General features: G+C 44.1%; 6 protein-coding genes. All 6 read left to right on the forward strand.

The window, feature by feature from the left end:
- The first annotated feature begins 156 nt into the window (after window positions 1-156).
- Window positions 157-927: a YdcF family protein gene (locus tag B4K20_RS08310; protein WP_349676618.1), complete on the forward strand. Its 771-nt coding sequence runs from the start codon at window positions 157-159 to the stop codon at window positions 925-927.
- Between the two features lie 49 nt (window positions 928-976).
- Window positions 977-1,333, forward strand: a complete 357-nt coding sequence (gene rsfS / locus B4K20_RS08315; protein WP_286305263.1) for a ribosome silencing factor — start codon at window positions 977-979, stop codon at window positions 1,331-1,333.
- Complete coding sequence (gene rlmH / locus B4K20_RS08320; protein WP_286305262.1) at window positions 1,330-1,800, forward strand: 23S rRNA (pseudouridine(1915)-N(3))-methyltransferase RlmH; 471 nt, start codon at window positions 1,330-1,332, stop codon at window positions 1,798-1,800. The genes rsfS and rlmH overlap by 4 nt, the downstream gene beginning before the upstream one ends.
- On the forward strand, window positions 1,797-2,372 hold the full coding sequence (locus B4K20_RS08325; protein WP_286305261.1) for a Maf family protein: 576 nt from the start codon (window positions 1,797-1,799) through the stop codon (window positions 2,370-2,372). The genes rlmH and B4K20_RS08325 overlap by 4 nt, the downstream gene beginning before the upstream one ends.
- A 2-nt stretch (window positions 2,373-2,374) precedes the next feature.
- On the forward strand, window positions 2,375-3,847 hold the full coding sequence (gene rng, locus B4K20_RS08330) for a ribonuclease G (protein WP_289243892.1): 1,473 nt from the start codon (window positions 2,375-2,377) through the stop codon (window positions 3,845-3,847).
- Window positions 3,848-3,854: 7 nt separating this feature from the next.
- The coding region (locus B4K20_RS08335; protein ID WP_289282551.1) for a YhdP family protein at window positions 3,855-7,048 on the forward strand (3,194 nt) is incomplete at its 3' end.

Here is a 7,048-nt window from a genome sequence, read left to right on the forward strand (position 1 = left end):
ACCTCTTGCCTGATGCGGTCATCAGTTTAATTGAGCAATTAGGCCTCTACCCGTCAGCTGCTGCTTCTAGAACCAATGGATAATTTGTTTTTTGTGCTCTCCAAGCTAGTGTGGGGATTGCTTAGCCCTACCAGTCTGATGGTTTGGCTGCTCCTGGTGGTCACATTGCTTTTATGGCTTAACTATATCCGCGTAGCTAAGCGCTTATTACTATTGATGAGCCTGATTGGATTTATCGTGATGGGCTATCCGGTCGGTGATTATTTAATGTATCCGCTGGAGAGTCGTTTTGCTGCCCCTGAAAAGTTATCAGAACCATTTGACGGCATTATTATGCTGGGCGGCGCTGAGCAGCTAAAACTATCTGATAGTTGGCAAAAAGCGCAAGTAGGCGATGGCGCGGAACGTATTCTGCAAACTGCTGAGTTAGCCAGACTCTACCCCGACTTGCCAATTATTGTGTCGGGTGGCAGTAATTTGGTACAAAGACAAAATCTGGATAGTGATGGTCAAGTGTTTCAACAGTTGTTCTCACAAGCGGGTATCGATGCGTCACGGTTAGTTATCGAACCACAGGCACGGAATACTTATGAGAATTTCCAAAGGCTGAAACCATTACTCACGAAACCGGCGGGCACTTATGTTTTAGTCACATCCGCTTTTCATATGCCTAGAGCGGTTGGCATTGCTAAAAAACAACACATCAATGTGATCCCTTATCCGGTTGACTATAGAAGTAACCACGCCAACAACCGCTATTGGGATTTTGACTTACCAGCCCATCTTGCTGTGTTAGAAACAGCCTGGCATGAATGGTTGGGACTAACGGTTTATTTCCTGACCGGCAAAACACAAAGCTGGTTTCCGCAAGCGACTGTAAAGATTGATAAAACCGATGAATCAACACGTAATAATAAGGGATATTAAACAGCCCTTACGTTACACTATGTAGCAGATATATTAAATGGAGTGCCCAATGCAGGCAGAACAATTAAAACTACTCGTCATCGATGCGCTCGAAGACATTAAAGCAGAAGATATCCAAGTGCTGGATGTCAAAGAAATGACCGATGTGACAGATATTATGATTATCGCTACCGGTAAATCCAGCCGTCAGGTGAAAGCCTTGGCAAATGAAGTCGTCATGCAAGCGAAAGCGGCAGGTGTTCAACCTTTAGGAGTTGAAGGTGAAACGGTTGGCGAATGGGCGCTTGTAGATTTAGGTGATGTGATTACACACATCATGACGCCTCAAACACGTCTTACTTATAACCTTGAGAAATTATGGGCTGTACCTGCACAGAATGAAAAGGCGTCGGCTGAACAAGAATGAAGATAAATCTTGTCGCTGTTGGCAATAAAATGCCAGGTTGGGTAAGCGAGGGCTATGAAGAATACAGTAAGCGAATGCCAAGAGAGTGTGCACTTCAACTGACCGAAATCATGCCAGCTCGCCGTAGCAAAAATGCGCAGCCAGAACAGTGGAAGAGAGAGGAAGGTCAGCGGATTCTGGCTTCGATTGCTGATAACCATCATGCAGTTGCCTTAGAGGTGACGGGAAAGAGCTGGAGTACAGAAGACTTATCATTACATATGCAGCAATGGCTCAGTGATGGGCGTGACGTTGCCCTAATGATTGGTGGACCAGACGGTTTGGACCCCAGCTGTCTTCAGCGAGCGGACCAGAAATGGTCCTTATCCGCGTTGACCCTGCCTCATCCACTGGTTCGTATTGTACTGGCCGAACAGCTCTATCGGGCCTGGACCATCCTTCAAAATCACCCCTATCATCGTTCATGAACTTTCCATCTATTTATTTGGCATCGCGTTCACCTAGGCGACGCGAACTTTTGTTACAGATGGGTGTGGATTTTTCAGTCATTAATCCTGATATTGATGAATCTGTGCTGGAGAACGAACTCCCAATTGATTATGTGAGTCGTATAGCTAGATTGAAGGCTGAAGCGGGACGAGGCTTATTGTTAGCAGCTGACAGAAAGCCAGTACTGGCTGCAGACACCGCGGTAGTTATTGATAAAACGATTTTGGGTAAACCTCAAAATGACGAACAAGCTGCCAGTATGTTAAGAATGTTGTCAGGTAAAACACATCAAGTGATGACGGCAATTGCACTAACACGCGCTGACAGGTTGTGGACAGCTGTTTCAGTCAATAATGTTTGTTTCGCTGAATTGAGTGAACAGGATATTTTCTGGTACATCAAGACTAAAGAGGGTGTTGATAAAGCTGGTGGTTATGCGGTTCAGGGCTTAGCTGCATTATTTATCGAGCATATAGAAGGTAGTTATTCTGGCATTATGGGATTACCCATCAGGGAAACGGGGCAACTTTTATTAACAATGGATGACTGAATGTGAGTAGTGAAATATTAATCAACGTGACGCCGAGTGAAACTCGTGCAGCCGTAGTTGAAAATGGTCTACTTCAAGAAGTATTCATTGAGCGTAATGAATATCGAGGGCTAGTTGGGAATATATACAAAGGCAAAGTCTGTCGTGTCTTGCCTGGCATGCAAGCGGCTTTTGTAGAAATTGGCCTAGCAAGGGCCGCTTTTTTACATGTTTCAGATATTTCTATTCCCAAGGGCCAAACGGGGGATTTGAAAGAAGCGCCTAATGTTGAGCCAACTATTAGCAGTCTGTTGCGTGAAGGTCAGGAGATTCTGGTTCAGGTCATAAAAGACCCGATGGGAACAAAGGGCGCACGTCTGACAACACAGCTTTCTGTATCCTCGCGATATTTAGTTTATATGCCGGAAACTGAAGGGATTGGGGTTTCCTTAAAAATTGAAACTGAGCAGGAACGGGAACGGTTAAAAGCTTGCTTGATAAGCTTACTTGATGAAGGCGCTGGCGGTTATATTCTCCGCACAGCAGCAGAAGGCGTTTCAGAGGCAGAATTAGAAGCTGATCTGAAATTTCTTTATCGGTTGTGGGCAAAGCTGCAAGAACGCAAACAACTCGTTAAATGTGGTGACCCGCTTCATGAAGACTTATCACTTGCGATGCGCGCTTTACGTGATTTGTTTTCAGCAGATGTTGATCGGATTCGTATTGACTCTGAAGAGACCTTTCATAAAGCCGTGCACTTTGCTGAGGGATTTATGCCTGAATGTGCCGCTCGGCTTGAGCACTATAAAGGGGATTTACCCTTATTTGATTTATTCAGTGTAGAAGACGAAATTCAGAAAGCCTTGCAACGTAAGGTGCCCTTGAAGTCTGGTGGTTATCTGATTTTTGATCAAACCGAAGCGATGACAACGGTGGATGTGAATACAGGCGGCTTTGTTGGCCATAAAAATTTGGAAGAAACCATCTTCAAAACCAACTTAGAAGCTGCGCATGCCATTGCTCGTCAGTTACGTGTTCGTAATTTGGGTGGCATCATTATCATCGATTTCATTGATATGGAAGAAATTGGTCATCGTGAACAAGTGTTGCGTGCTTTGGAAAAAGCCATGCAATTAGATCGGGCTCGTCACAATATCAGTGCCGTGTCAGAGCTTGGACTGGTTGAAATGACACGTAAACGAACCCGAGAAAGTTTAGGCCATATTCTGTGTGAACCTTGCCCTTGCTGTGAAGGAAAAGGCTATACCAAGAACGTCGAGACGGTATGTTATGAAATCTTCCGGGAAATTGTTCGTGAGTCCAAGCAGTATGAGACAAAACAGTTTCTGATACTGGCGTCTCAAGATGTGATTGACCGATTGAATGATGAGGATTCAACCAAAGTGGCTGATTTAGAACACCATATTGGTAAACCTATATTATTCCAGTGTGAACCACAGTATGGACGTGAGCAGTTTAACGTCGTGCTGATGTAGGTATCTGATGCTAAAACGCAGCCTGCATATTGCCGGTCGGCAATTATTTTATCTCACCGCGATTTCTATTACGCTAGGACTTTTATTACTGATAACTGCTATCTGGCTGTCAGATCAGGTTGCCGAGCGAAAAGACGAAATTGCCAGCTGGGCGTCTCAGCAAAGCGGTTATCCTGTAGAAATCGAAAAAGCCGGATTATATTGGCTGGATCTGATTCCTAAACTGGAAATTCGTCAGGTAAAGGTCATGGCGAAACAAGGGAATACACCCATTTTCCAGGCCGGACAGATTTATCTGGCGGTGGATGTTTTTTCATCTATTCGTAGTGGCGAGCTGATGATTGCGGATGCCAGTATCCGTAATGCCAAAGTTAATGTTGAACATACAGCTGATGGTCAGTTCCGCGTTAAAGGCTATGAAAGTCAACCTCAGCAGGCGCTTAGCGAAGATAACATTCAAACAGTTTTTCATTGGTTAACGCGTCTTAAGCAGTCACAACTTTCCAATATTCAGGTTCAGTACAAAGATGAAAACGAACCCGCCTTAACTGGTTTATACACTATTGAACATGCTTCTCTGAGTTTTAACGATGAACAGCTTCTCGCTGAAGCCGATCTGAATTTACCCGATTCACTGGGCAATCACCTTAACTTATCTGCAACAGCACACATTGATAAAGCATTGAATGTGACTTCATGGCAGGGACAAGTACGTGTTGATGAAGTGTCTCTTGGGAGTCTTTTGAAAAAAAGAGCATACCGCGGCGCAAAGTTAGATGAAGGCCTATTATCGGCGACACTCAATGTACAGAAAGTAGATAATCAAGCCTTGCTGGCAGAACTTGAGCTTGAACTCTCAGACGCCACTTTGTCTTCATCTAAACCGGCTGATGAGTTCACCGAGGTCAGTCTTGAGCAACTTGTGGGACACTTTCAACTTGATTACACGGCTAATCAGTGGCAGGTGGAAGGTAAACAGATTCAAATCAGAATGGCTGGTGAAGATTGGCCAATCACAACGTTCGATGTAAAAAGTGAACAGAGTGGTGCATTGTCTGGATACGTTTCCTTTGTTCGTTTGAGTGACGTCACTGCAATGGCATTACTGATGAATGAAATGCCAGCAATATTAGTGAACACCAAACCCGCCGGGGATCTGCAGAATGTCGCTTTTGCATACACTCAGCAATCCGGGCTTGATGAACTTTCCATGAGTGCGAGTGGTGTATCTTTCTTACCTTGGCAGGATTACCCGGGGGCGAATGATGTCAGCTTTTCACTTGATAAGAAAAAATATAAAGGCACCTTGGAACTCAATAGTCGTGCAACGAGCATTTATGCGGATACTTGGCTGCCAGATTCTGTGTTGTTTGATTCAATTACAGGACAATTAACATGGCAGAATCAGGATGCGAGCTGGAGAGTAAATGCTGATGCTCTTCAAATATGGAATGATGATTTAAACATTCTTCTCAATGGTGAAATCCAGCAAGCCAATGGTATTACCGATACCAATCTCATACTAACCATACAAGACGTGGTTGTTAATACATGGCGGAATTATGTGCCGAAAAGAATTTTGCCAGCAGACTTTGAAGAATGGTCTGCAGATGCGTTCCGTCAAGGGATTATCCGGTCAGGTACGATAACGATGAAAGGGGATCCTTCAGCCTTTCCTTTTGAATCTGAACCCGAACGTGGCAGCTTCGATATGAAACTCAATGTTGAAGATGTTCAGTTACATTATGGCCCAGGTTGGCCGGACATTATGCATGTCAATGGCACAGTTGAAGGGCAAGGCAATAACTTATTAATCCAGAGTGAGTCAGGTCAAATAGCGGGTTTTAACTTTAATAAAGTCACCACTACTATCAGTAATCTCGTTAAGAGTAATCCGATTTTGAAAGTCAGTGGCCTGTTAAATGGTTCAACCAGTAACGCTTTGGCTTTCCTAAAACAAAGCCCGTTAAAGTCACGCTTTGGCAGTATAGATGATTGGCTTCAGGCTAAGGGTAGCAGCGATATTCAACTGGATTTAACGGTGCCATTAGTTGATCCTGATAGTGCGCAGGCTAAAGGCTATGTCAGTTTTAATCAAAGCCAGTTAATAACAAAGGCCATTACTGGACTTGAAGTAAATAAGATTAATGGCCGTCTTTTTTTCAGTAATAATGGTGTATCAGCAGATAAAATTACCGCGACAGCGTTTGATGAACCCATAGAGATAAATGCAAAAACCGAACAAGATAAAACCTATATTGATATTAATGGCAGAGTCGCAGTATCAACGCTTAATCAGCACTGGCCCGGTACTGTGCCTGCATTTGTTACGGGTGAAAGTGACTATCTGACAGGAATTACCGTTAGTGAGCCAAGCCCGGGTGAGTTTGAGCTCAACGTCTCATTGCGTACTGATCTGCAAGGAATAAGCATTGATGCGCCCGAACCATTAGGAAAATCAGCATCGCTACCGGTTCGGCTGCAAGCGGCAATACAAGAAAAAGACGATGGAATGCTGTACACCATCAGTTATAGTGATTGGCTGAATGCTGCTATTCATTCCAATGCAGGTAAGTCGTTGTCGGGTCAAATTAAGCTTGGCGGACAATCAGCAGGTACCAATGTTAATGGCTTGCAACTGACGGGCAATATAGAAATGCTTGATATTCAACCTTGGCTGGATTGGCAGGAATCTTTGCCGGACACGACGAATGCGTCAGCGCTTGACCTGATTGACGGTATTGATTTGACCTTATCAAAGGTATTCATCACAGATCAGGTGATAAACCATCTTCAACTCTCGGGTCAACATACGAGCTCTGACTGGCAGTTCGATTTGAACTCGCCTCAGATAAAAGGTCGGGTATCGATTCCAAAACAGATAAACAACCAGACGCCACTTAATATCAATCTTGATTATCTGAACTTACAAGTTGCGAATGAACAAGCAGATGATGAGACGAGGGAAGATAAAAAGGCAGCATTGTGGCCAGCAATACAATTAGCGATACGCTCCCTTAAGATTAATGATCTTGATTTAGGTCAACTGACACTTCAGGGTGAAGCCTCACCGAATCAATGGCGGATGAAAAATGCTGAGTTATCATCGAAAGTCATGCGTGCCTCCGCTACAGGTGATTGGCTGCAGACTGAATCTGACGATACAAGTCATTTTATTGTGAATGTAGAAAGTGATGATCT

The organism is Methylophaga sp. UBA5088, from assembly GCF_002414625.1.
Lineage (GTDB): Bacteria > Pseudomonadota > Gammaproteobacteria > Nitrosococcales > Methylophagaceae > Methylophaga > Methylophaga marina.

Excerpts from the sequence above, each read along its gene's own strand:
- rsfS (WP_286305263.1), top strand. The coding sequence starts at position 977 with ATGCAGGCAGAACAATTAAAACTACTCGTCATCGATGCGCTCGAAGAC.
- rlmH (WP_286305262.1), top strand. The coding sequence starts at position 1,330 with ATGAAGATAAATCTTGTCGCTGTTGGCAATAAAATGCCAGGTTGGGTA.
- B4K20_RS08325 (WP_286305261.1), top strand. The coding sequence starts at position 1,797 with ATGAACTTTCCATCTATTTATTTGGCATCGCGTTCACCTAGGCGACGC.